Origin of the sequence: Egibacter rhizosphaerae (assembly GCF_004322855.1) — a bacterium.
GTDB lineage: Bacteria > Actinomycetota > Nitriliruptoria > Euzebyales > Egibacteraceae > Egibacter > Egibacter rhizosphaerae.
On the sequence record NZ_CP036402.1, the window covers coordinates 235,594 to 255,855 of the forward strand.

18 protein-coding genes are annotated in these 20,262 nt (G+C 70.8%); 11 read left to right on the forward strand and 7 right to left on the reverse strand.

The features are described 5' to 3' along the window. Positions 1 to 16: 16 nt before the first annotated feature. From ctaD to ER308_RS01050, 6 genes are all read left to right on the forward strand, one after another. The gene (ctaD, locus tag ER308_RS01025) at positions 17 to 1,945 is read left to right on the forward strand and encodes a cytochrome c oxidase subunit I (protein WP_205745815.1); all 1,929 of its coding nucleotides are present in this window, start codon (positions 17 to 19) and stop codon (positions 1,943 to 1,945) included. After that, positions 1,945 to 2,580, forward strand: a complete 636-nt coding sequence (locus tag ER308_RS01030) for a cytochrome c oxidase subunit 3 (RefSeq protein ID WP_205745816.1) — start codon at positions 1,945 to 1,947, stop codon at positions 2,578 to 2,580. The genes ctaD and ER308_RS01030 overlap by 1 nt, the downstream gene beginning before the upstream one ends. Before the next feature lie 11 nt (positions 2,581 to 2,591). Then, a complete protein-coding gene (locus ER308_RS01035) occupies positions 2,592 to 2,924 on the forward strand; it encodes a cytochrome C oxidase subunit IV family protein (RefSeq protein ID WP_131153289.1) in 333 nt (110 codons plus the stop codon). Between the two features lie 23 nt (positions 2,925 to 2,947). Then, complete coding sequence (locus tag ER308_RS01040) at positions 2,948 to 3,817, forward strand: cytochrome c oxidase assembly protein (protein WP_131153290.1); 870 nt, start codon at positions 2,948 to 2,950, stop codon at positions 3,815 to 3,817. A 79-nt stretch (positions 3,818 to 3,896) separates the two neighbouring features. After that, positions 3,897 to 4,556: a plastocyanin/azurin family copper-binding protein gene (locus ER308_RS01045; protein ID WP_131153291.1), complete on the forward strand. Its 660-nt coding sequence runs from the start codon at positions 3,897 to 3,899 to the stop codon at positions 4,554 to 4,556. After that, complete coding sequence (locus ER308_RS01050; protein WP_131153292.1) at positions 4,557 to 5,531, forward strand: glucosyl-3-phosphoglycerate synthase; 975 nt, start codon at positions 4,557 to 4,559, stop codon at positions 5,529 to 5,531. A gap of 36 nt (positions 5,532 to 5,567) precedes the next feature. On the opposite strand, the gene ER308_RS01055 is transcribed toward ER308_RS01050, so the two are convergent. Next, positions 5,568 to 7,352, reverse strand: coding sequence for a sugar phosphorylase (locus ER308_RS01055; protein ID WP_165491708.1), 1,785 nt, complete (start codon positions 7,350 to 7,352; stop codon positions 5,568 to 5,570). Positions 7,353 to 7,542: 190 nt separating this feature from the next. On the opposite strand from ER308_RS01055, the gene ER308_RS01060 reads away from it, so the two are divergent. Next, positions 7,543 to 8,838 carry a citrate synthase gene (locus tag ER308_RS01060; protein ID WP_131153294.1) on the forward strand — a complete coding sequence of 432 codons (1,296 nt, stop codon included), beginning with the start codon at positions 7,543 to 7,545 and terminating at the stop codon, positions 8,836 to 8,838. Positions 8,839 to 8,872: 34 nt separating this feature from the next. Here ER308_RS01060 and ER308_RS01065 read toward each other — a convergent pair whose 3' ends face one another. Then, complete coding sequence (locus ER308_RS01065) at positions 8,873 to 13,654, reverse strand: NAD-glutamate dehydrogenase domain-containing protein (RefSeq protein WP_131153295.1); 4,782 nt, start codon at positions 13,652 to 13,654, stop codon at positions 8,873 to 8,875. Positions 13,655 to 13,669: 15 nt separating this feature from the next. After that, positions 13,670 to 14,041, reverse strand: coding sequence for an ACT domain-containing protein (locus tag ER308_RS01070; RefSeq protein ID WP_131153296.1), 372 nt, complete (start codon positions 14,039 to 14,041; stop codon positions 13,670 to 13,672). Between the two features lie 198 nt (positions 14,042 to 14,239). Here ER308_RS01070 and ER308_RS01075 point away from each other — a divergent pair, with 198 nt between their 5' ends. Continuing rightward, positions 14,240 to 14,656 carry a universal stress protein gene (locus ER308_RS01075; RefSeq protein ID WP_131153297.1) on the forward strand — a complete coding sequence of 139 codons (417 nt, stop codon included), beginning with the start codon at positions 14,240 to 14,242 and terminating at the stop codon, positions 14,654 to 14,656. Positions 14,657 to 14,799: 143 nt separating this feature from the next. Continuing rightward, positions 14,800 to 15,249, forward strand: a complete 450-nt coding sequence (locus ER308_RS01080) for a methylglyoxal synthase (protein WP_131153298.1) — start codon at positions 14,800 to 14,802, stop codon at positions 15,247 to 15,249. Between the two features lie 98 nt (positions 15,250 to 15,347). Here the strand turns inward: ER308_RS01080 and ER308_RS01085 are convergent, their stop codons facing one another. Genes ER308_RS01085 through ER308_RS01095 form a run of 3 tightly spaced genes read right to left on the reverse strand, consistent with a single transcriptional unit; the run spans position 15,348 to position 17,284 of the window. Then, complete coding sequence (locus tag ER308_RS01085; RefSeq protein WP_131153299.1) at positions 15,348 to 15,755, reverse strand: YjbQ family protein; 408 nt, start codon at positions 15,753 to 15,755, stop codon at positions 15,348 to 15,350. Positions 15,756 to 15,797: 42 nt separating this feature from the next. Continuing rightward, on the reverse strand, positions 15,798 to 16,721 hold the full coding sequence (locus ER308_RS01090) for a M48 family metallopeptidase (protein ID WP_131153300.1): 924 nt from the start codon (positions 16,719 to 16,721) through the stop codon (positions 15,798 to 15,800). Between the two features lie 2 nt (positions 16,722 to 16,723). Then, a complete protein-coding gene (locus ER308_RS01095; RefSeq protein WP_131153301.1) occupies positions 16,724 to 17,284 on the reverse strand; it encodes a LemA family protein in 561 nt (186 codons plus the stop codon). A gap of 113 nt (positions 17,285 to 17,397) precedes the next feature. On the opposite strand from ER308_RS01095, the gene ER308_RS01100 reads away from it, so the two are divergent. Next, positions 17,398 to 18,921, forward strand: a complete 1,524-nt coding sequence (locus ER308_RS01100; RefSeq protein ID WP_131153302.1) for an ABC1 kinase family protein — start codon at positions 17,398 to 17,400, stop codon at positions 18,919 to 18,921. A gap of 107 nt (positions 18,922 to 19,028) precedes the next feature. Beyond that, positions 19,029 to 19,259, forward strand: coding sequence for a hypothetical protein (locus ER308_RS01105; RefSeq protein ID WP_131153303.1), 231 nt, complete (start codon positions 19,029 to 19,031; stop codon positions 19,257 to 19,259). Positions 19,260 to 19,262: 3 nt separating this feature from the next. Here ER308_RS01105 and ER308_RS01110 read toward each other — a convergent pair whose 3' ends face one another. Further along, positions 19,263 to 20,090, reverse strand: a complete 828-nt coding sequence (locus ER308_RS01110; RefSeq protein ID WP_131153304.1) for an aldo/keto reductase — start codon at positions 20,088 to 20,090, stop codon at positions 19,263 to 19,265. Positions 20,091 to 20,262 lie beyond the last annotated feature (172 nt).

A 20,262-nucleotide genomic window follows, 5' to 3' on the forward strand; every position in this document is an offset into this window, starting at 1 on the left:
GACAGGAGCCGAGCGCATGAGCGCCATGACCGAAGCACCGGAGCCGAGCCGGCTGCTCCGGCGGCCCAGCAAGGAGACGGGCTTCTGGAGTTGGGTGACGACCGTCGATCACAAGCGGATCGGCATCCTCTACTTCGTCACCGCCTTCACCTTCTTCGTCATCGCCGGCATCCAGGCGCTGTTGATCCGCGTCCAGCTGGCCGGCCCCGACGGGCAGGTCCTGAACGCGGACCAGTACAACCAGCTGTTCACGATGCACGGCCTGACGATGATCTTCCTCGCGCTCATGCCGTTGTCCGCGGGGTTCTTCAACTATGTGCTCCCGCTGCAGATCGGCGCGCGCGACGTCGCCTTCCCCCGCCTGAACGCCCTGTCGTACTGGGTGTTCCTGTTGGGCGGCATCTTCATCTACTCGAGCATCTTCCTCGGGGGTATGCCCGACGGCGGCTGGTTCAACTACGCGCCGCTGTCGAGCGAGGTCGGGCCCGACCCCGGCAACACCGACGTGTACGCCGGCCACGCGTCACGGATGCTGTTCTACTCCGTGGGGCTGCAGATCGTCGGGCTCGCGTCCCTGATCCAGGCCGTGAACATGGTGACCACGATCCTCAACATGCGAGCGCCCGGCATGCGTCTCATGCGGATGCCGGTGTTCACCTGGATGTCGCTGGTCACGAACTTCCTGCTGCTGTTCGCGATCCCGATCATCGCGGTCGCGCTCTGGCAATTGATGTTCGACGTCCGCTTCGACGGACGGTACTTCGACCCCACCCAGGGCGGCGACCCGATCCTGTGGCAGCACATGTTCTGGCTGTTCGGCCATCCCGAGGTCTACATCCTGATCCTGCCGGCCTTCGGGATCGTCTCCGAGGTGCTGCCGGTGTTCAGCCGCAAGCCGGTCTTCGGCTACTCCGCGCTAGTGTTCAGCGGGCTGGCGATCGCTTTCCTCGGGTTCGGCGTCTGGGCGCACCACATGTTCGCCTCGGGGCTCGGCCCGGTCGCCAACAGCGCCTTCGCGCTCACCACGATGTTCATCGCGGTCCCCACCGGGGTGAAGATCTTCAACTGGCTCGGCACGATATGGGGCGGTCGCATCCGCTTCACGACGGCGCTGATGTTCGCTCTCGGGCTCGTCGCGATGTTCACCATCGGCGGGCTCTCGGGTGTGACCCACGCGATCGTCCCGCACAACTACCAGCACACCGACACCTACTACGTCGTTGCGCACTTCCACTACGTGCTCTTCGGCGGCACGATGTTCGGCATCTTCGCGGGGGTCTACTACTGGTTCCCGAAGATGACCGGCCGCATGCTGGGCGAGCGGATCGGCAAGTGGCACTTCTGGCTCACCTTCATCGGTTTCAACCTCACGTTCGCGCCGATGCACATCGTGGGGTTGCAGGGGATGCCCCGACGCATCGACAGCTACCCCGCCGGCTACGGCTGGGAGTTCTGGAACCAGGTGGAGACCTGGGGCTCCTTCATCATCGCGTTCAGCGTGCTGCTGTTCCTCATCAACGTCGTGTGGAGCAAGCGCCACGGCGAGATCGCCGGTGACGACCCCTGGGACGCCCGCACGATCGAATGGATGACGACCTCGCCGCCACCCCAGCACGACTGGGACGTCGTGCCCGAGGTGACCGCCCGCGACGAGCTCTGGCACCGCAAGTACGCGGTCGGACGTGGTCGCGGGGTCCGGGTGCCCGCCGGCGCGTCGCACGACCACGCGGGCCCCGAGGACGAGGGCGAGCACCACCCCGAGCACATCCACATGCCGGACCGATCCTTCTACCCGCTGATCGTCGCCCTGGGGATCTTCGTGATGGGCTACGGCCCGTTCACCGGCGGTGCGCTCATGTGGGGCATCATCGCGACCGGGATCGCGATCCTGCTGTTCGGAGCGTTCGGCTGGGCGTTCGAGCCCACCGCCGAGGAGGAGCACTGATGGCCGAGGCCACGACGACGACCGACGGCGGGGGCGAGCCCGCGGGCGGAGGCGACCACCCCGCCCCGAGCCTCGGGGTGAGCAACGAGAAGCTCGGCATGTGGGTGTTCCTCGCCTCCGAATGCCTCTTCTTCGGGGCCTTCGTCGCCGCGTACCTGATCTACATGACGTCGTACGGCGACTCGCCGGAGATCAACCCCGGGACGATCTACGACATCCCGTTCACCTCCGTCTCGACGTTCGTGCTGCTGATGAGCTCTCTCGGGATCGTGCTCGCCCTCACAGGAGCGCAACGGGGCGACGAGCGCATGATGCGGACGTGGCTGCTCGCGACCGCGCTCATGGGCGCGATCTTCCTGTCGGGGCAGATCTACGAGTTCACGGTCTTCATCGAGGAGGGCATGACCCTCTCGACGAGCCCCTTCACGACGAGCTTCTACGTGCTCACCGGCTTCCACGGCGTGCACGTGACCGTCGGGGTGCTCATGCTGCTGATCCTGTGGTCGCGGTCGCTGATGGGCAAGCTGAACCACCGCAGGAGTGAGATCGTCGAGAACGTGGGCCTCTACTGGCACTTCGTCGACATCGTGTGGATCGTGATCTTCACGCTCATCTACCTGGTCCCGGTCGAGTAGCGAGGGCACGCATGGCCAACCCCACCACCGAGCAGTCGACGACCGAGGGCGAGGACCTCGAGCACGGCGACGACCACCACAACCACCCCGGCGTCAGGGAGTACATCGAGGTGGCGGCCATCCTCGCCGTCCTGACCGCGATGGAGGTGGCGATCCACTTCCTGCCGATCGCGAGCAGGGTCGCGGTTCCCGTGTTGATCGTGCTCACGATCATGAAGTTCCTGCTCGTCATCCTCTGGTTCATGCACCTGCGGTTCGACACGCCCCTCTTCCGTCGCTTGTTCGCGATCGGGTTGGCCTTCGCGTCCGTGCTGTTCCTGGTCACCGCCATCATGTCCCTGTAGCCCTCAACACCTGAGGCCGTCCCGTGGGACCGTCCGCGTTCGGATGGGAGCCGCACCCCGAGGTCTGGCTGCTCGCCGGCGGCCTGTTGGTGGCCTATGCGGCCGTGCTGCGCTCGCGAACCCCGGGCGCTCCGGCCACGCGGGCCGTCTCCCGGTCGCAGCTGTGGGCCTTCGCGGCCGGCGTGCTCGTCCTCTGGCTGACCCTCGACTGGCCGCTGCACGCGCTGGCCAGCGAGATGCTGGCGGCCCACATGGTCCAGCACCTGCTGCTCGCGTTCGTCGCCGTCCCGCTGTTGCTCCTCGGACTCCCGGGCTGGCTGCTGCGCGGCATGCTCTCACCCGCACCGCTGCGCGCTGCCTGGCGGTGGCTCACCCGCCCCCTCACCGCCCTGCTGCTCTTCAACAGCGCCCTGATCGCGTTGCACTGGCCGGCGCTCGTCAACACGGCCGCGACCCATCATCTGCTGCACACGGGCACGCACCTCGCGCTGGTCGCGGTCGCCTTCGTGCTGTGGTGGCCGGTGCTGTCCCCGCTGCCCGAGATGCCACCCCTCGAGTACCCGTGGGCGATCGCCTACCTGTTCGCCCAGTCGACGCTGCCCGCGGTCCCCGCCAGCGTCCTGACCTACGGCGGCGAGGCCTGGTTCGACGCCTACGCGCTAACCGCACCCCTGTGGGGGCTGGATCCCCTCCTCGACCAGCAGATCGCCGGACTCGTGTTCAAGATCGGGGGCGTCCTGCTGCTCTGGGGGGTCATCCTGGCGCTGTTCCTGCGCTGGCATTATGAGGAGGAGAACGGGGCCCCGGACATACGGTACTGGCGCGACGTGGCGCCCGAGTTGCCGCAGGGCGCCCGTCATCCCCGACGGGCCGACCCGCCCCCGGAGCCCTAGGCTGCACGCGTGAGACGCCATCACCCACGCGGACGACCGCCGCTGCCCATGCCGACCTGCGACGACGAGGCCACGCGAGATGAACGAGAACTTCCGCAAGCGCTACTTCACCCCGCTGCTGTTGCCGCTCGGCGTGCTGGGTGCGATCGCCCTCTTCGGCTATTCGATGTCCCGGATCTTCCTGGCCATCCCCGCGATCGGGGCGACGCTGGTCGCCCTACTGCTCGCCGGCTACGTCCTGTTCGTCGCGTCGCTCGTGGGCAGCCGCAAGCACGTGCCCGTCCGAACGCTGTCGGTGAGCATCGCCGTCGGCCTCGCCGCGGTGGTCGGCGCGGGCATCATCGCCAACGCGGTCGGTCCCCGCGAGATCACTCCCCCCACCGCGCACGGCGAGGAGGAGCCCGCGGACGAGGAGAACGGCGAGGAGAACGGTGAAGAGGACGCCGAGGACCTCGACGCCGACGAGACCGTCGAGCTCGTGGCGGGAGACATGTACTACGAGGACGTCCCCGACCAGGTCTCCGCAGGCGAGATCGGCTTCGTGATGGAGAACGAGGGCCAGACCGAACACGACATCCATGTCGAGGAGCTCGGCGACGAGGAGATCGTCCCGCTCACCAGCGGAGGAGAGACCGGGACCGGCACCGTCGAGCTCGAGCCCGGTACCTACACGCTCTACTGCTCGGTGCCCGGCCACCGGGAAGCAGGGATGGAGTTCACCCTCGAGGTGACCGACTAGGTGTCGCCCGCACGAGGCAGCGACGAGTGGTTCGCGCGTCGCACGTATCGTGCTCTGGACCACCATCCCTACGAGGTCGCTGCCCGCAAGATGGAGAGCGAGCTCACCGTCTCCGTGGTGATCCCGGCGCGCAACGAGGCGGCGACGATCGCGGACGTCGTCTCGATGGTCGCCTCCCTTCCCGAGCACGTTGTGGACGAACTCGTCGTCATGGACGGGGGCAGCGAGGACGCCACGGCCGAACGCGCCGCTGCGGCCGGCGCCCGCGTGCACCGGGACACGGCGATCCTCGCCGAGCATCAGCCCTCCCTGGGAAAGGGTGACGCGCTCTGGCGCTCCCTCGCGGTCACGAGCGGCCAGGTCGTCGTCTTCGTGGACGCCGATCTGCACAAGCCGGATCCAGCGCTGGTGTGGGGACTGCTCGTGCCCTTCCTGGCCGAGCCCGAGGTGCAACTCGTCAAGGCGTTCTACGAGCGATCCGTCGGGGACCGCGGGAGCGCCGAGGAAGGGGGCGGCCGGGTCACCGAGCTCCTCGCCCGGCCACTGCTGAACCTGTTCTGGCCCGAGCTCGCCGCGGTCGTCCAGCCGCTCGCGGGTGAGTACGCGGGACGGCGGTCGCTGCTCGAGCAGCTCCCCTTCTTCACCGGCTACGGGGTGGAGTTCGGGTTGCTCGTCGACACGTTCGCCCACGCGGGCCCCGAGGCGCTCGCTCAGGTCGACGTGGGCGAGCGCATCCATCACCACCAACCGCTGCCCGACCTCTCGCGGATGGCGGCCACCATCGCCCAGGTCGCGATGCACCGGCTCGCGGCCGAGGGCCGCATCGACCCCACGACCCTCTTTCGCGACGGCGAGATCCCGCGAAGTCTCACGCAGTTCGTGCGCGACTCCGACGACCGCGTCGAATCCGTGCACCACGACGTCGGGGTACGGGAACGCCCCCCGATCGCGCAGGTCCTCGATTCCCTGGCATAGACGCCGGGGACGCGATCACGACGGAACGAGCCCGCCTCAAGCCTCGTCAGCCAGCCACGCGACGCCGAACGGGGGCAGCTCGACCTCCAACGTCCCGTCGCGATCGCCCCGGACGCAGCCCCCGTGCAGGATCTCGCGCCACCGTCCGGGGCGCTCCAGCCCCTCGTCCCGCCCGAGTCGGCACCGCTGCGGCACACCCGAGACGTTGGTGCATGCCAGGACGCGACGCGTGCGGTCGAGGCTCGTCCGCTCGATCGCGAGCACCGCGGGCGTCCCGTCGAGGATCCGCTGCGCCCCGGCCGGGTGGAACGCCGGCTCCTCACGGCGAACCCGGATCAGCCCCGCGAGCGCGTCGAGCACCATCCGCCGGAGCGATGACGGATCGGCGAGCTCGGCCTCGAGCTCGCCGCGAGCGAGCTTCTCGCGGTTGATCGTACGCAGCCGACCGGTGCGTGTGACACCGTCGGTCCAGTTGCGGCTTCCCAGGAGGGCGTGGATGTACAGCAAGGGCACACCCTGCAGCGCGAGCAGGATCGAATGAGCCGCCCGAAACCGAGCGACCTGCCGCTCGGTGGACTCCACGGTGTCCGCCGGATTCAGGGCGTCGAAGTACACGGTGTTGAGCTCGTAGGGGCTCTGGGAACCGTCCGGCCGAGCGCGGTACGAGACCCCTCCCCCATGGGCTTGCACGAGCTCGCCGAGGTGGCGGATCTCCCCGTCGGTGAGCAGGCCCTCGACCGGCCGGAGCCCGATCCCGTCGTGGGAGCCCAGGAAGTTGAGGAAGGAGGTCCGATCCGAGGGAGTCTCCAGCGTCTTGAGCCAGTCGCGGAGCGTCCGGACATCAGCCCAGTGAAAGGCTGCGAGGACCAACGGCGGGAGGGGGAACTGGTAGACGAGATGCGCCTCGTCGTCCCCGTTGCCGAAGTAGCTGATGTTCTCGTGGTGCGGGACGTTCGTCTCGGTGACGATCAGGGTTCCGGGCGCGGCGGCGTCGAGCATCGTGCGCCACAACTTCACGATCTCGTGCGTCTCCGGCAGGTGGATGCAGGCGGTGCCCAGGGCCTTCCAGAGGAAGGCGATGGCATCGAGCCGCAAGAGCCGGGCGCCGTGCTCGACGTAGAACAGCAGGACCTCACTGACCGCGAGCAGCACCTCGGGATTGGCGTAGTTGAGGTCGACCTGGTCGGGGCTGAACGTCGTCCACACCCAGCGGGGGCCGTCGGCGGTGTCCACGGGTGTGAGCAGCGGCGAGGTGCGCGGGCGCACGACCGAGCCGGTGTCGGCCTCCGGGTCGAGCTCGATGAAGAAGTCGCGGAAGGCCTCGTCGCCGCGCTGCCACTTGCGAAACCACACCGAACCCGCCGACGTGTGGTTCACCACCGCGTCGAGCATCAGGTCGACGTCCTCGGCGAGCCGCACCACGTCGCGCCAAGTGCCGTAGCTCGGATCGACCGCCGTGTAGTCGGCGACCGCGAACCCGTCGTCGGACGTCGAGGGGTAGTGCGGCAGTAGGTGGACGCCGCTCACGACGTCCTGCAGGTGGGCTCGAGTGAACCGGTGCAGCGTGTCGAGCGGGCGAGCGTCGGGCTCGCGGATCTGGTCCGCGTAGGTGATGAGGAGCACGTCGCGCTCGTCGAAGGGCGGATCGGCAGGCGCGGTGGGACGCCGATCGGCCAACCGCGTCGCCGTGTCCTGCACGAGCCGCACCAGCCGCTCGTGGACACCGGCGGCTGCCCCCGGCCCGTAGATGCGGTCGAGGTGGTCGCGCAACCGGCGGACGTAGTCGTCAGCAACTTGCTTGCGGGGGTGAGGAGTGGTCATGGCGGCACAGGCTCGCAGAACGCAGGGTGGGCGGCTCGGCGGATCGATGGGTGCGCAGGTCCGTCGAGCGAGCGAAGCGATGACCGAGCAACAGGACCCCCGAAGGCCCATCGGTTTGGGATCGACAAGGTAGGCTACGTCCGGTTGATGCCGCGCGTCGCGGTCCGGCATCCGGCGAGAGGAACGATCGATGACTGATCACGCACGGATCGAGTTCGACGGGCATGCGTACGAGGGTCCGGTCTTCACCGGGACCGAGAACGAGCAGGCGATCGACATCCGGAAGTTGCGGAGCGAGACCGGCCTGGTCACGTACGACCCGGGCTACGGCAACACCGGCTCGGTCAAGAGCGAGATCACCTTTATCGACGGCGAGAACGGGATCCTCCGCTACCGCGGCTACCCGATCGAGCAGCTCTGCGAGCGCTCGGACTTCATCGAGACCTCGTACCTGTTGATCTACGGCGACCTGCCCACCCGCGAACAGCTCGACAGCTTCCGCGAGTCGATCACCTACCACACGCTGTTGCGCGAGGACATGAAGCCCTTCTTCGACGCCTTCCCCCGCGACGCGCACCCCATGGCGATCCTCTCGGCGGGAACGAGCGCCATGTCAACCTTCTACCAGAACCAACAGGACCCCACGGAGCCGTGGGACGTGGAGGTCTCGACCTACCGGCTCATGGCCAAGCTGCCCACGGTGGCAGCGTTCGCCTACAAGCGGTCGATCGGGCAGCCCTACATCTACCCCCGAAACGACCTCAAGTTCGCCGCGAACTTCCTGCACATGATGTTCGCCGTCCCCGCCGAGCCGTACGAGGTGGATCCGGACCTCGCCCGCGCCCTCACCGAACTTCTGATCCTGCACGCCGAGCACGAGCAGAACTGCTCGACGTCGACGGTGCGCCTGGTGGGCTCGAGTCAGGCGAACATGTTCGCGTCGGTCAGCGCCGGCATCAACGCGCTCTGGGGGCCGCTGCACGGCGGGGCGAACCAGCGCGTGGTGGAGATGCTCAAGGGGATCCGCGACGCGGACGGCGACACCAGCGACTTCATCCAGCGCGCGAAGGACCCCGACGATCCGTTCCGCCTCATGGGCTTCGGACACCGGGTCTACAAGAACTACGACCCGCGGGCGCGGATCATCAAGGACACCGCCGACCGCGTCATCCGGAAGCTCGCCGGCAGCGACCCCCTGTTCGAGATCGCGCAGGAGCTCGAGGAGACCGCGCTCAACGACGACTACTTCGTCGAGCGTCGCCTCTACCCCAACGTCGACTTCTACTCGGGGCTCATCTACCGGGCGATGGGGCTGCCGATCGACATGTATCCCGTGCTGTTCGCCCTCGGGAGGCTGCCGGGGTGGATCGCGCAGTGGCGCGAGATGAACGCCGACCCCGACAACCGCATCGGCCGTCCACGGCAGATCTACACCGGCCACCCCGAGCGCGAGTACCGGGGCATCGAGGAGCGCACGTCGGGCTGACCCCCGCGCGTCGGGCTGACCCGCGCGGGCCGCGTCAACCGCTGCGGGCGACCCCCTCGCCGGTCGTCGCCAGGTCCCGGAGTGCGCGCACCGCCACTCCGATCGCGTCGAGACTCGGCGGGGCCTCGTCCGCGAGTGCGGCCACCATCTCGAGGGCGCGCTCGTGGAGGCTCTCCCGAGCCTCCAGGAGCGCCCGGACCGCGTCCTCGGGCGGGTCGGCCGGCGCGAGACGCACCGCGACCCGTGCGACCCTTCGCCGGGCGCGCCGAAGGTCGTCCGCGAGACCCGCCCGCTGGCGACGCACCCAGACGCCTTCACGTGGCGCGTCGGCCAGGTGGCTGCTCACGTCCTGGAACGGCAGGGCCGCCTCAGCCGCCGCGAAGGTGGCCGCGACGTGCACCGGGTCGACCCCGACATCACGGGTGACGGCGGCCACGTCGGGGACCAGTTCGCGCGCCCCAGCGGCGGCGAGCCGCTCCACGAGCGGGGCCGGGAGCTCCCGGGTCCAGGGCGCACCGACGCGGCGTCGGCCGGGAGCGGTGCTGAGCGCCCGATCGACGGCCTCGACCACCGGGAGGTCCCCGGCCAGCGCTTCGTCCGCGGCTCGTCCGTCGGCGACGTAACTCCGGGCCGTCCGGTCGGTGACGTCGACGAGCCAACGTTCCGCCGCGCGCACCATGCCCGCATCGACGTCCGCGCCGAGCGCCCCGAGCTCGTCGGCGAGCGTGGCCGCGCCCAGCACGCCGCGCGCGATCCACCACGCCCGTGCGACCAGTGGGGGCGCAACGCCCAGCTCGTCGGCCACACGGTCGATCCAGGTGGGCCCCATCCGGTCGACGAGCTCGTTGGACAGGCGGGCGGCAACCAGTTCGCGAGCCAGGCGATGTCGCTCGAGGTCCTCGGACCCGACCCGGGCCCGGACGGTGGCGGGGAACGCATCGTCGCGCAGGCCGGACAGCGAAGGGTCATCCGGCAGGTCGCTCGCGAGCACTGCGGCCCGCAGATCCTGCTTGCTCGCCGCGTGCAGCACCGCCAACTCGGGGCGCACCAGTCCGGCGCCCGCCCGCCGACGCCGGGCCAGCTCATCGTCGTCGGGCAGCACGTCCGCGTCTCGGTCGAGGCGTCCGACGCCCTCCAGTCGCTCGGCCAGGCTCGCGTACGCATCCAGCTGACCCTCGCTCGCGTCGACCTCACGGGCGAGAGCCCGGACCTGCCGGTCGCAATCGGCGAGTACCCGTTCGGCCACCTCGGACTCCGCGCGAGCGAGCAGCGCGTCCCGCTCCTCGGGGTCGATCCGTCCGGTGGCGACCCCTTCGTCGAGGAGGATCTTCGTGTTGACCTCGACGTCGCTGGTCGCCACGCCGGCAACGTTGTCGATCGCGTCGGTGTGGCAGCGGCCCCCGCGGCGGGAGTACTCCACGCGAGCACGTTGGGTGAGCGCGAGGTTCGCGCCCTCGCCGACCACCCGGGCCCGCAGGTGGCTCGCGTCGATCCGCACCCCGTCGTTCCCACGGTCGGCCACATCGGAGTGCCGCTCGTCCGACGCCTTGACGAACGTGCCGACGCCGCCCGCGAACAACAGGTCGACCGGCGCACCCAGAATCGCGCGCACCAGTTCGGGTGGGCTGGCGCTCCCAGCGTCGAACCCGAGCCACTCGCGTACCTCGTCCGAGAGCGGGATCGCCTTCGAGGCGCGCGACCAGACCCCGCCCCCCGAGCCGAGCGCGCGGCGGTCGAGGTCCTGCCAACTCGAGCGCTGCTGTCGGGCCAGCTCCGCGCGCGCCTCGTACCCCTCCGACGCGTCGGCGTGCGGGTCGAGGAAGATGTCGCGGTGGTCGAAGGCAGCCAGCAACCGCACCGCGCGGCTCTGCAAGAGGGCGTTGCCGAACACGTCGCCGGACATGTCGCCGATGCCGACGGCGGTGACGGGATCACGGTCGACGTCGATACCGAGTGCGGCCAGGTGTCGACGTACAGCCACCCACGCACCACGCGCGGTGATGCCCATGCGCTTGTGGTCGAAGCCGGTGGATCCTCCGGAGGCGAACGCGTCCCCGAGCCAGAAGCCGCGTTCGAGGGCGATCGCGTTCGCGCTGTCGCTGAAGGTCGCGGTGCCTCGATCCGGAGCGATGACGAGGTACGGATCGTCCCCGTCCGAGGGGTGCACGTCCGCGGGCGGGGAGACCTCCCCCGCCTCCACGTTGTCGGTGACGTCCAGCAGGGCGTGCACGAACATGGAGTAGGCGTCGAGGGCCGGGGTGTCCCGCTTCGGAACGAAGCCTCCCTTCGCCCCCTCGGGGACGATCACCGCGTTCTTCTGCTGTTGGGCGCGTGCGAGGTCGGCGACCTCCGCGCGCACGTCCTCACGCCGGTCGCTGTGCCGCACCCCGCCCCGAGCGATCCGGCCGCCGCGCAGGTGCACGCCCTCGACCTCGGGCGCGTACACGAAGGTCTCGACGCGGGGCCCGGTGCGAGCAGGGGTCGCCCCGAGGGCCCGCACTGCCGCCGCGCTGTCGAGCTTCAGGGCCAATCGGACGTCGTCACGCGCTCGCCAGCGATTGGTGCGATTGGTGGCCTCGATGAGCCCCGCGTAGCCGCGCAGAATGCGGTCCTCGTCGAACCGCTCGACCTCCGAGAGCGCCCCGTCGAGGTTCTCACGGGCCGCCGTCACGCGCTCCGCGCGGCTGGACGCTGGCTCCTCGGGGTGCAGACGCGCCGCGAGAAGGTCGAGCAGGCCGCGGGCCACGTCGGGATACCCGGTCAGGGCCGCGTTCTGGTACGCCTCGGTGAACCCGACGCCGAGTTGGCGGCGCAGCCTCCGGTACGCGCGGAGCACCGCGATGTCGTCCCAGCGAAGACCGCCGGTGAGGACCAGCCGGTCGAGCTCGTCCGGTTCGGTCCGGCCTCGGAGTGCCGCCACAACGGCGGCGTCCGCCTGGTCGGCGTGCGCCCGTACCTGCTCCGGGGCCGGTCCCCCGGTCGCAGGTCGCAGCCCCAGCCGGTGCAGGTGCCAGACCTGTCCCGCCCGCTCGACGCGGTGCGGGCGTTCGTCGGCCACGACGAATCCGAGGCACTCGACGACCGGGAGGAGGCGCGAGAGCTCGATCGGCTCCCCGCGGTGGTAGAGGCGCGCGGTGACGCGACCGTCGGGTTCGACGGCGAAACGGACCCGGGCGGGGTGGGGCTGGGAGAGCAGGGACTCGAGCACCCGCACGTCCGCCAGGGCCTCGTCCGGGTCGGTCTCGGCTCGGTACCCCTCGGGCAGGAGCCGCGCCCAATCGGCGACACGTTGCTGCTCCCCCTCTCCCGCAGCAGCCACCACCCGGTCCGGCCAGGTCCGCGTGCCGTCACGGACGAGCTCCTGGAGCCGTGCGAGATCGGGCTCGGCGAGCGGCTCGCTACCCGCATGGACGGTGAAGTGCAGCAGGATCCCACCGGCATCGCCGACCGACGCGTCGCCGAACGAGACGTGTGCCTCGGCGCCGACCCCGCCGAGCTCGGCCACCAGCGCGGCGACCAGCAGCTCACGCACCGCGGGCGAGTAGCGCTCGCGCGGGAGCGTGGCCAACACCCGAGCATCGCCGTCCTCGCCCACGCGTCCGCGCACGGCCACGCCACTACGCTCTCGCAACGCGAGGAGCGGGACGAGGTCGCGACGCAGCGCGCCGACCTCCCGACCCAGTTGCTCGGGCAGGGGCAGCGAGGCGAACAGCCCCCGCAGGCCACGCTCGTCGTGGGATCCCTCGACGAGGTCCTCGGCCGCGATGAGCGCCGCGAGGCGTCGTCGTGCCACGGGAACGACGTCGACCGGGTCGGCGTGGGCCTCGCGCTCGAACAGGCCGACGAGCCGCACGCCCGCGGTCGCGATCTCCACGAGCCGTTCGCGACGCAGGACGCTGCTTACCTGCGGGCGGCGGCGAACGGTGAGAGCGTCCGGACCGCTGAGGTCGCCGGGGGGCGGGGGCAGGTCGATCCGCCGGCCGGCCAGCCCGTACCGGCGCCCCTCGGCGTCGACGAGGCCCAGCAGCGCGAAGCGCCCGGCGAGCAGCCAGTCCAGCAACGCCGAGAGCTCGTGGGACGCCTGCGGGGCTCCGTCGTCGCTCGCGGCGTCGGCGAGCTGTCGTGCCACCCCGGCCACCCGGTCGCGCATCTCCCCTTCGGCGGCGCCGACGGCTCGCGCGTCCTCGAGGACCTCCTCGAGGTCGGTGGCGACCTCGGCGCGCTCGTGGACCTCGAGCCGGCGATCCAGCACGAGGTGCAGCCAGGCCTCGCGGGTCGTGGCCGACCGGGCGGGCCGAACCGTCCGCAGCTCCCCCTCGGGCCCACGCGCGACGCCGAGCACCGGGTGCAGCACCCATGCGGGAGCCAGGTCCCGGCGGCGCAACTCGGCGAGCGCGGTGGCCAGCAGGTAGGGCCCGTCCGGGCAGTTCACATCGATGGTGGTCGCGCCGTGACGGGAGCTGATCCGCTCCCCGCCCCCGGACACCCCGTGCTCGTCGATGGCGATGTGCAGCTGTCTCCCGCGCCGACCCTCGAGCACCGCCACCGCGTGGCGCACCGCCTCCGCGATGGCGTCCGGATCACGTTCCCGTGGCGGGAGGCGGCGGGCCACCGCGAGGGCGAGCCCCTCGAGCACCGGGTCGGGCCCCGCGTCGGCGGCACGGGTGGCCGCGGCGGAGGCCGCCGCCGCGATCGAGTCATCGACGGGGGCCTCGCCATCCCCCGCCGAGGAGTCCGGCGCACCGGCCGCGACCCTCGCGTGCACGTCCGACTCGGAGGACCCACCGGGGTCCCGGGTGTTGGGGCCGTTGGACATCGCCGCGAAGACTCGTCAGCCGAGCACGTTGCGAGCGGTGTCCGGATCGTCCACGGCGAGCACGAGCCGCGTCTGCGTCGCCAGGTAGGCCTGCTGGATGTTCACCCCCGCGTCGGCGAGTCGGCGGCAGATCTTGCCCAGCGCCCCCGGCTCGTCGGGGCAGTCCACGACCAGGACGTCCCGTGCGGCCCGAACGTCGAGTCCCGCAGCCCGCAGCGCCTCGAGCGCGTGCTCGGCGTCGGGAACGAGCACGTGGACCACGCCCTTGCCCTCGCCGGTGAACGCGGCGACGCCCTCGATGTTGATGTTGGCCTGCTCCGCCGCCTCCCCGAGGCGCGCGAGCATGCCGGGCCGGTCGTCGGGGATCAGCACGATGTCCTTGGCCATGGTCGCTCCCTCGCGTCGGCATCGCGTTCGCCCGCGGCGCAGTGAGCGTCCCCTCCCCGCGCGCTCCGGATGCCCCGACGAGCGCATCGGGGCAGCCCCGTGGGCGGTCCGGGACCCGGTCTCCTGTTGCCGCGCGATGCAGACTACGCTACCGAACCGACGGTCGCGCCGTGCGGGCGCCAAGAGAACGGAGCCAATGTGCGCATCCTGGTCGGCTACCTGATCTCACCCGAGGGACAGGCGGCGCTGGAGGCGGCGGTCGCCGAGGCGCGGCTGCGCGATGCGAAGCTCGTCGTGCTGCACTCGATGCGGGGCGGGACGCGTGACGAAGCGGAGCAGGTCATCACCTACCGCGAGCAGCTCGAGCAGATCCACGAACAGCTGGGCGCCGAGGACATCGACTACGAGGTGCGCGAGCTGGTGCGAGGCCAATCGCCCGCCGAGGACCTGATCGAGTTCAGCGCCGAGGAGGACGTCGACCTGATCGTCATCGGGCTTCGTCGCCGCAGTCCGGTGGGCAAGCTGGTGCTCGGCAGCAACGCGCAGGACATCCTGCTCCGCGCCGACTGCCCCGTGCTCGCGGTGAAGGCGGACTCCGAGGCGGAGGGAGCCTAGGGACCGGCCTCGGCGGCCGGGCGCCCGCCACCGAACGTGGTCCGCTCACGGGGGACGTGCCCGATCGACACGGTCAGGTAATTCCCCGCCCGCCCGAAGCTGGTACGTATGGCTTCGTCGCCCACGAAACGAAAGGAGCGGCGATGTCTCGGACCGGCCGCAAGACCATCGCCCTGGTCGCGCATGACCACCGCAAGGTCGACCTCGCGGAGTGGGCAGCGTTCAATCGCGACATCCTGGCCGCACACGAGCTCGTCGCCACCGGGACGACCGGCAGCATCCTGACCCACGAGCTGGGCCTGGAGGTCGAGACGATGCTGTCCGGGCCGCTCGGTGGCGATCAGCAGCTCGGCGCGCGCATCGCCGAGGGCGCGGTCGACCTCCTCATCTTCTTCTGGGACCCGCTCGAGGCACAGCCCCACGACCCCGACGTGCGAGCGCTCCTGCGGATCGCCACGGTCTGGAACGTGGCGGTGGCGACCAACCGCGCCACAGCCGACTATCTCGTGTCCTCGCCGCTGTTGCACGCGCCCTACGAGCGCACGATGCCGGAGTTCGCCGGTGATCGGGAGTCGTCGGGATCGGCCGCCTGACACCGAGGCCGGGCCGTCACCGACCCACACCGACGATCGGGCCATCCGGCGTGCATCGCCGACTCGCCTCCGGGCGGGACCGCGCCGCCTCGGCTCTGCTACCCGGCGAGGAAGCTCACGCGCACCCGACGGCGGGGGTTGTCGGCGTTCGGGTCGACCAGGCACACGCGCTGCCACGTGCCCAGCGCCGGCTCACCCGCGTCGACCGGTAGCACGAGGAACGGCGCGACGAGCGCAGGGAGCACGTGATCGGCCCCGTGGCCCGGCGGGCCGTGCCGATGCTGCCACCGGCCCTCGTCGCGGGGCAGCAGCTCGTCGACGGCGCTGAGGAGATCGTGCTCGCTGCCGGCCCCGGTCTCCACGAGCGCGAGACCACAGGTCGCGTGCGGCGCGAAGACGTGCAGCAGCCCGTCGCCGCGACCGGCGCACCATCCGGCGACCTCGTCGGTGAGATCGTGGACCCCGCGCGAGGATCCGGTCGTCACCTCGAGCACGGTCGACTCCATCACAGCCTCCTCAGTCGGTCGTGCGCAGCGGGGAACGGGGAGCTAGCGGAACCGCATGTCGCCGGCCACCGCGCGCAGGGCCTCGATTCGTTCGGGGATCGGGGGGTGGGTCGCGGTGAGCCGATCCAGCCACGAGCCGCGCTCGTGCTCGGGCCCCTCGATCCAGAGGTGGCTCGCCAGCCCGTGGCCGAAGTCGACCTGGGTCTCGTCGCCGTTGAGGACCTCGAGTGCGCCGATCATCGCGTCCGGGTTACGGGTGAGCTTCACGGCGTTGAGGTCGGCGAGCGTCTCGCGCCGCCGGCTGACGGCGAAGCGCAACAGCATCGCGAAGATCGGCGCCAGCACGATCACGACGATCCCGAGGATCATGATCGCGGGATGCCCCCCTCCTCCGCCACCGCGCCGGCGTCCGCCGCCGAAGATGAGCACCCGCAGGAGCAGGCGGCAGACGATGAGCACCACGCCGACCAGCACCGCCGCCACGACCCCGACCAGCGCGTCCCGGTTCACGATGTGGCTCAGCTCGTGCGCGGCGACGGCCTCGGTCTGCTGGCGGTTCATCTTCTGCAGCAGACCCGTGGTGAAGGCGGTGACGCCCTTCTCGGGGCTGCGACCGGTCGCGAAGGCGTTCGGCGCGGGATCGTCGATGATGTAGACCTTCGGTGCGGGCACCTGCGCGGCGATCGCGAGGTTCTCGACGAGGTCGACGATCCGGCGCTCCTCGGCGACATCGGGGTTCGGCTCGCGCGCGCCCAGCGACGACAGGATGATCCGGTCGGCCTGGAACCACGCGATCAGGATGGCCACCACGGCGATGACCGTCGCGATGATCCCCGACGCCGCCGACACGTTCCCCCCGGTCACCACCGCCTCGATCGCGACGGAGACCACGAGGACGAGGAGGGCGAAGCCGCCGAACATGAGCGCGGTCATCCAGCGGTTGCGGTCGAGCTGGTCGTAGAGCACGGCTACTCCCGGTCGAGCTGGACTGTGGCTGCGCCGCGCTCGCCCACGTCGGCGTCGAACAGGGCCGGTGGCTCGAAGCCGAGCCGCCGGGCGAACAACACGCCGGGGAACGATCGCGTCGCGGTCCGGTACGCGGTCACGGTGTCGTTGTAGAGCTGACGGCTGAAGGCGATCTTGTTCTCGGTCCCGACCAGCTCGTTGTGCAGCTCGCGGAACCGTTCGTCCGCCTTGAGATCAGGATAGGCCTCGGCAAGTGCGACCACCGACGCCAGTCGGCGATCGACCTGCTCCTCAGCGTCGGCGGACCGGCGCGGGTCCTCGCGCGATCGGTCCCCGGCCGCCCGGGCGGTGGCGAGGGCCTCGAGCGTGTCCCGCTCGTGGCGAGCATAGCCCTCCACCGTCGCGACGAGGTTCGGGATCAGCTCGCGCCGGCGGGTGAGCTGAACTTCGAGGTCGGCCCACGCCGAGGACACCCGGTTGCGCAACTTCACGAGCCGGTTCACCCCGAGGATCGCGGCGAGCAGCACGCCGGCCGCGAGCAGCACGAGGACCAGCTCGAGCATCCCGCTTGCCCTCCTCTCCCGTCGGCTCCGCGATCCTCATCGTAGACGGGAACCCACCCTGATCGCCCATCGGCGCAACGGGCCCCCCGTACCCCGGTCGGCACAATGGGGGCATGCCTTCATCCCGCGACGGCGATGACCCGGGTTCCCCAAACGACGATCGCGTCGGCCACGAGGGGGACGACGCCGTCGACGACGGTCCCGCCACCGGTCCCGCCACCGCCGGACCCCGACGCTCCGCGCGAGCACCCCGCCGCACGCGGGACGGGCTCGGCAGCCGGGCCCAGCGCGGCGCTGACCTCGCGCGACTGTCGGCCACGACGGGCGCCGGCTACGTGAGCTCACGGCTGCGCGGTCTGCGCGACGCCGAGGCCGAGCCCGAGTTCCACGCCGAGACCGCCGAGCGGATGCTCGAGATGCTGGGCTCGATGAAGGGCGCGGCCATGAAGATCGGGCAGATCGCGAGCTTCGTGGATCTCGACCTGCCTCCCGAGATCGCCGGCGCCTACCAGCAGACGCTGGGCCAGCTCACCGATCACGCCCCCGCGGCCGATCCGGAGTCGATCGCCGGCGTGGTGCGGGACGAGTACGGCGCACGCCCCGAGGAGGTGTTCGCCGATTGGGAGCCGGAGCCCCTCGCGGCCGCCAGCATCGGGCAGGTTCACCGCGCCGCGCTACCGGACGGCACCCAGGTGGTCGTCAAGGTGCAGTACCCGGGCGTCGCCGAGGCGATCGAGGCCGATCTCTCCAACGCCGAGGCGTTCGCCCCGATGGCGCGGGTCGTCTCCCCCAACCTCGAGATCCGTCCGCTGCTCGAGGAGATGCGCGAGCGCCTCATCGACGAGCTCGACTACCAACGCGAGGCGCAGTACCAGCACGCGTTCGCGGTGCGCTACGACGGGCACCCGTTCATCCGGGTGCCGCACGTCTTCTCCGACTGGTGCCGTCCGCGCGTCCTCGTGACCGAGTACCTCGAGGGCCGCGACTTCGACACCATGCTCGCCACCAGCGACGACGAGGAGCAGCGCCGGTACGGGGAGATCATCTTCCGCTTCGTCTACGGGTCGCTCCACCGCTTCCGCCTGTTCAACGCCGACCCGCACCCAGGCAACTACCTGTTCCCCACCTCCGGCCCCGAAGCCGGCTCCGTGGTGTTCCTCGACTTCGGCAGCGTGAAGCTGTTCCGTAGCCAGACCCGGAACACGCTCACCGAGGCGCTCCAGGCCGTGTCGAACGGGGACGCCGACCGGCTGGTCACCGTCCTCGAGGACGCGGGGTTCATCCCGCCACGCGCTCGGATCGACCCGCAGCGGGTCTTCGACTGGTTCGCGATCATCAACGCGCCGGTCCTCGCCGACCGCCAGTGGACCTACACCCCCGAGTTCGCCCGCGAGGTCATCCGGACCACCACCGACCCCCGGCTCGGCCACATCGACATGCTGCGGCGCCTGAACCTCCCGGCGGACTACCTGCTGCTGAACCGCATCCAGTGGGGGGTCAACTCGATCCTGGGACGCCTGCGTGCCCACGCGAACTGGTACCGGATCATGCACGAGTTCTGGGAAGGCGCGCCGCCCGAGACCGAGCTCGGGCGGGCCGAGCGGCCGTTCATCGACGCCTCCCCCTACCTCGCGTAGCGCCGTTACCATTGTCGCCACCACACGCGGGGAGGCGCTCGATGTTCGGTTGGGGTAGCGCCCTGATGAACAGCCGGGCCGGGCTGACACACTCTTCCGCTGAGGGGATGGCCCGGGTCAAGCAGGACGACGCGAACCGGCGCCCGCGCCGGGTCAGCAAGCGACGGGCCGTCGCCGTCTTCGCCTTCATCGTGCTCGTACTGCTGGCCTACGCCTTCTGGGGGGACAACCTCCCGTGGAGCGACGGGGGCGCCGGGGTCGTCGGGGCGACGATCGCCGGCGCGCGCGGCCTCGGGGAGCGAGCGGCGGGGGTGCTGCCCGCCTCCCCGCGCTGCTAGCCGCTAGTCGGTCCGCTCCCAGTCCGGCGCGCTCGGGGGATCGATCTCGCGTCCGGCGTTGCCGCGGTCGAGGGCGTGGATCGCGGCCATCTCGTCCCCGGCCAGTTCGAAGTCGAAGACGTCGAAGTTCTCCTCGACACGCGCCGGCGCGGTCGCCTTGGGGATCACGACGACGCGGTCCTGCTGCAAGAGCCAGCGCAGCACCACCTGTGCCGGCGTGCGCCCGTGGGCGTCCGCGATGGCACGGATCTCCGGATCCCGGGAGATCGCTCCCCTCGCCAGAGGCGAGTACGCGGTGAGGGCGAGGTCGTGCTGCGCGCACCGCTCCAGCAGGTCGCGCTGGTTCAGGTAGGGGTGGTATTCGACCTGGTTCGAGAGCAACTCCGTCTGCTTGGCCGCGCGATCCAGCCAACTCGGAGGGAAGTTGCTCACCCCCAAGTGGCGGGCCTTGCCCTCGGCGCGCAGGGTCTCCATCGCCTCGAGCGTGTCCTCGAGCGGAACGTCCGGGTTGGGCCAGTGGATCAACAGCAGGTCGACGCCGTCGACGCGCAGATCGCGCAGGCTCTGCTCGTGGCTGCTGCGGACCGCGTCGGGCGTGAGATTGCGGGGCGCGAGCTTCGTGGTCACGAACACCGCGTCGCGGGGCACGGACGCCTCGGCCATCGCCCGCCCGACCTCGGCCTCGTTGCGGTACATCTGGGCGGTGTCGACATGGCGGTAGCCGACAGCGAGGGCGTGCCCCACCGCGCGGTAGCACTCGTCGCCGGACTGCTGGAAGGTGCCGAGGCCGAGGGCCGGCACATCCTCGCCGCGGACGGTCACATGGCTCACGGGGACTCCGGTTCGTCGGGGCTGCGGCTCGTCGGGGCTGCGGCTCGTCGGGGCTGCGGCTCGTCGGGGCTGCGGCTCGTCGGGGCTGCGGCTCGTCGGGGCTGCGGCTCGTCGGGGCTGCGGCTCGTCGGGGCTGCGGCTCGTCGGGGCTGCGGCTCGTCGGTTCCTCGGC

Excerpts from the sequence above, each read along its gene's own strand:
- ER308_RS01035 (WP_131153289.1), top strand. The coding sequence starts at position 2,592 with ATGGCCAACCCCACCACCGAGCAGTCGACGACCGAGGGCGAGGACCTC.
- ctaD (WP_205745815.1), top strand. The coding sequence starts at position 17 with ATGAGCGCCATGACCGAAGCACCGGAGCCGAGCCGGCTGCTCCGGCGG.
- ER308_RS01060 (WP_131153294.1), top strand. The coding sequence starts at position 7,543 with ATGACTGATCACGCACGGATCGAGTTCGACGGGCATGCGTACGAGGGT.
- ER308_RS01105 (WP_131153303.1), top strand. The coding sequence starts at position 19,029 with ATGGCCCGGGTCAAGCAGGACGACGCGAACCGGCGCCCGCGCCGGGTC.
- ER308_RS01070 (WP_131153296.1), bottom strand. The coding sequence starts at position 14,041 with ATGGCCAAGGACATCGTGCTGATCCCCGACGACCGGCCCGGCATGCTC.
- ER308_RS01055 (WP_165491708.1), bottom strand. The coding sequence starts at position 7,352 with ATGACCACTCCTCACCCCCGCAAGCAAGTTGCTGACGACTACGTCCGC.
- ER308_RS01065 (WP_131153295.1), bottom strand. The coding sequence starts at position 13,654 with ATGTCCAACGGCCCCAACACCCGGGACCCCGGTGGGTCCTCCGAGTCG.
- ER308_RS01045 (WP_131153291.1), top strand. The coding sequence starts at position 3,897 with ATGAACGAGAACTTCCGCAAGCGCTACTTCACCCCGCTGCTGTTGCCG.
- ER308_RS01030 (WP_205745816.1), top strand. The coding sequence starts at position 1,945 with ATGGCCGAGGCCACGACGACGACCGACGGCGGGGGCGAGCCCGCGGGC.
- ER308_RS01080 (WP_131153298.1), top strand. The coding sequence starts at position 14,800 with ATGTCTCGGACCGGCCGCAAGACCATCGCCCTGGTCGCGCATGACCAC.
- ER308_RS01095 (WP_131153301.1), bottom strand. The coding sequence starts at position 17,284 with ATGCTCGAGCTGGTCCTCGTGCTGCTCGCGGCCGGCGTGCTGCTCGCC.
- ER308_RS01100 (WP_131153302.1), top strand. The coding sequence starts at position 17,398 with ATGCCTTCATCCCGCGACGGCGATGACCCGGGTTCCCCAAACGACGAT.
- ER308_RS01085 (WP_131153299.1), bottom strand. The coding sequence starts at position 15,755 with ATGGAGTCGACCGTGCTCGAGGTGACGACCGGATCCTCGCGCGGGGTC.